General features: G+C 72.3%; 6 protein-coding genes. 2 read left to right on the top strand and 4 right to left on the bottom strand.

The window, feature by feature from the left end; translation table 11 throughout:
• The coding region (locus VF468_00930) for an amino acid permease (protein ID HEX5876888.1) at nt 1-433 on the bottom strand (433 nt) is incomplete at its 3' end.
• Nucleotides 434-547: 114 nt separating this feature from the next.
• On the opposite strand from VF468_00930, the gene VF468_00925 reads away from it, so the two are divergent.
• Nucleotides 548-1,246 carry a TrkA family potassium uptake protein gene (locus VF468_00925; GenBank protein ID HEX5876887.1) on the top strand — a complete coding sequence of 233 codons (699 nt, stop codon included), beginning with the start codon at nt 548-550 and terminating at the stop codon, nt 1,244-1,246.
• Nucleotides 1,243-1,995: a TrkA family potassium uptake protein gene (locus tag VF468_00920; GenBank protein HEX5876886.1), complete on the top strand. Its 753-nt coding sequence runs from the start codon at nt 1,243-1,245 to the stop codon at nt 1,993-1,995. Before VF468_00925 ends, VF468_00920 begins: the two co-directional genes overlap by 4 nt.
• On the opposite strand, the gene VF468_00915 is transcribed toward VF468_00920, so the two are convergent.
• The 3 genes from VF468_00915 to VF468_00905 all read right to left on the bottom strand — a co-directional run.
• On the bottom strand, nt 1,987-2,259 hold the full coding sequence (locus VF468_00915) for a hypothetical protein (GenBank protein ID HEX5876885.1): 273 nt from the start codon (nt 2,257-2,259) through the stop codon (nt 1,987-1,989). The two genes, VF468_00920 and VF468_00915, sit on opposite strands and share 9 nt — an antisense overlap.
• Nucleotides 2,256-2,690, bottom strand: a complete 435-nt coding sequence (locus VF468_00910; GenBank protein ID HEX5876884.1) for a DUF309 domain-containing protein — start codon at nt 2,688-2,690, stop codon at nt 2,256-2,258. Before VF468_00910 ends, VF468_00915 begins: the two co-directional genes overlap by 4 nt.
• Nucleotides 2,691-2,717: 27 nt before the next feature.
• Nucleotides 2,718-3,092 (bottom strand): hypothetical protein (locus VF468_00905; protein ID HEX5876883.1); only part of this gene is annotated, 375 nt, incomplete at its 5' end.

Here is a 3,092-nt window from a genome sequence, read left to right as displayed (position 1 = left end):
GGAAGGCCGAGGTGAGGGCGGCCGTGCCGGCCGAGACGCTGACCGCGACGGTCAAGATGTAGTCGATGATCAGGGCCGAGCCGGCGATCGAGGCGACCAGCGGGCCGAAGTTGTCCCGGCTGACCACGTACGCCCCGCCGGCCGAGGGATAGGCGTCGACCACCTGGCGGTAGGAGACCACCAGCAGGGCCAGCAGGGCGACGATGGCCAGGGCCACCGGCAGGGCCAGCCCGATCGCGGCCGTCCCGGCGACCACCAGGACCAGCAGCATCTCCTCGGTGGCGTAGGCGGTCGAGGAGATCGGGTCGGAGGAGAACACGGCCAGCCCGACCCGCTTAGAGATCCGCTCGTGGGCCAGCTCGGCGGTCTTCAGCGGCGGGCCGAGCAGGAGCTTCTTGGCCCGGTAGCCGCTGGACTGGTAGGGGATGGACACGACCTCGATGCTGCAGGCCCGGCGCAAAGAACCCGTTAAGGCCGGCCGGCCCCGGCGCAAAGAGCCCGTCAAGACCCGATACGATGGCTCGGTCGCTCAACAGGAAGGTGCCTGGTGCACGTCGTGATCATGGGCTGTGGCCGCGTCGGGTCGGAGCTGGCCGCCCGGTTGGAGTCTGGCGACCACACGGTGGCGGTGATCGACAAGAACCCCGCCGCCTTCCGGATGCTGCGCTACCAGTTCAAGGGCAAGAAGATCCAGGGCTACGGCTTCGACGAGGACATCCTCCGCGAGGCCGGGATCGAGCGGGCGGAGGCGTTCGCCGCCGTGTCCAGCGGCGACAACTCCAACATCGTGGCCGCCCGCCTGGCCCGGGAGAAGTTCGAGGTCCCACTGGTGGTGGCCCGCATCTACGACCCCCGCCGGGCCGAGATCTACCAGCGGCTGGGGATCCCGACGGTGGCCACCGTGAAGTGGACCACCGACCAGGTCATGCGGGTCCTCATCCCCGACCAGGTCGCCTCCGACTGGCGCGACCCCAACGCCGAGATCGCCCTGATCACCCTGGTCCTGCCCGCGGAGTGGGCCGGCTGGAAGATCGAGGAGCTGGAGGCCGAGGGCCACCGGCGGGTGGTCGGGGTGACCCGGACCGGGCACGCCCGGATCGTCAGGCCGGAGATGACCCTCCAGGAGGGCGACCAGGTCCACCTGGCCGTCGACGACGACGGCCTCCAGGAGCTGCGCCCGCGGGTCCTGGCCGCCCGCCGCGAGCGCTCGGACGAGCCGGCCGAGGCCCAGGAGGCCACCCGGTGAGGGTGGCCATCGCCGGGGCGGGCAACGTCGGCCAGTTCATCGCCGCCGACCTGCTGGCCGCCGGCCACCAGGTCACGATGATCGAGAAGGACCTGCACGTCCTGGAGGTGGCCCGGCCGGACCTGAAGGAGGCCGAGTGGTTCCCGTTCGACGCCTGCGAGGTCCTGTCGCTGGTCATGGCCGGGATCGCCCATGCCGACGTGATGGTCGCGGCCACCGGCGACGACGAGGACAACCTGGTCATCTCGCTGCTGGCCAAGCAGGAGTTCGCCGTGCCCCGGGTGGTGGCCCGGGTCAACAACCCCAAGAACCACGGGCTGTTCACCGAGGCCTGGGGGGTCGACGTGGCCGTGTCCACCCCCCACATCCTGCGCTCCCTGGTCGAGGAGGCCGTGACCGTCGGCAGCATGATCAAGGTCATGCAGTTCGAGCGCGGGCACGTGTCGCTGCACGCCATCAATCTCGCCGACCGGTCGGCGGCCGTCGGCCGGACGCTGCGCGACCTCTCCCTGCCGGTGGACGCGGCCGCGGTCGCGGTGGTCAGGGAGGGCCACGTGGTCGTGCCCAAGGAGGACACGGTGTTCGCCGCCGGCGACGAGGTCCTGGTGGTCACCTCCGAGGGCAGCGAGGGCCCGGTCCGCGAGCTGCTGGTCGGGGAGACCGAGGGCGGGTCGCCGGACCAGGACGACGAGGACCAGGAGCAGCCCGCGGACGAGGAGCGGCCGGCTCCCGCCGAGCGGCTACAGTAGGTCGTAGGCGGGGTTGTAGAGGGTCAGGCCGCGCTCGGTGGCCACCGGCGTCCCCTCGATGGCCAGCCGGCCCCCGCACTCCATCCCGGCGATGCCGCGCCTGCCCATGAACAGCGCCGCCACCCGACCGGTGTCATCCTCGATCATGATCTCCAGGGTGGGGACGGCCGCCTGAGGCTGGATGCGGATCCGCCGGATCTGGCCCTGGAACCGCCCCCGCACCCTGGCCCGGGCGTTGCCCATGGGGGTGATCTCGTCGTTCACCGGGCGCCTCCGAGGTCGAGCTTGACCATGCGCAGCCGTGGCGCCGGGCCGCCGTCCATGGCCGCCCGGCAGGCGGTCACGGCCTCCTCGAAGGCGGCCGACAGGCGCTCGACGTCGATGCCGTCCTTGGCCGGGCGGTAGGGCGCCAGGTACTCGACGGCCCGCGACATCACGCTCACCGCGCCCTTGTAGTTGCCCTGGGTGGCGTGCCACATCCCGGCCGCGCCCTGGATGATGCCCTTGAGGAAATCGCGGTCGGGACGGCCCTTGCGCATCCGCCAGACCTCCTCCCAGACCTCGTGCGCCTCCCAGTACATGCCGTCGTCGAACAGGGCGCCGCCCCGGCGCAGGACCTCGTCCTCGGGCAGGCTGAACGGCTCCCAGTCCGGCTTGAAGTCCGGCCGGGTCCCCCGGCGTCGGGTCTCGCCCATACGCAGATGGTACGCCCGGGCCATGGCTCAGGCGGTCTTGGGGGGCCGTGGGGGGAGCGAGCTCCCCCCACATGGATCAGGCGCCATCGCCAGCGCGTGCGCCGCTGCGGCAATCGCGAGCCGCGTCGTTCGAAGTATCGGGCGGTCCTCGCTGGGGACGATGACCAGGGCGCCGACGCGGCGGTCGCGGCGGACCAGGTCGACCACGGCGCCCTCGGCCGGCAGGACCAGGGTGCCGCCGACCGAGCGGCGGTGGCCGGAGGGGATGCGGCCCTCCTCGTCCAGGTGCGGCAGGTCGTCCAGGTCGAGCTGGCCGTCGACCTGACCGGCCTGGGCGACCACCAGGTCGCCCTCGGGCCCATCGCGCACCACCCGGACGGCCCGGGCGTCGAGCAGGTCGCG

The organism is Actinomycetota bacterium (assembly GCA_036280995.1).
Taxonomy (GTDB): domain Bacteria; phylum Actinomycetota; class CALGFH01; order CALGFH01; family CALGFH01; genus CALGFH01.
Note: the sequence above shows the minus strand (reverse complement) of the source record. Positions and strands in the feature narration are given on the sequence as shown.

Excerpts from the sequence above, each read along its gene's own strand:
- VF468_00910 (HEX5876884.1), bottom strand. The coding sequence starts at position 2,690 with ATGGGCGAGACCCGACGCCGGGGGACCCGGCCGGACTTCAAGCCGGAC.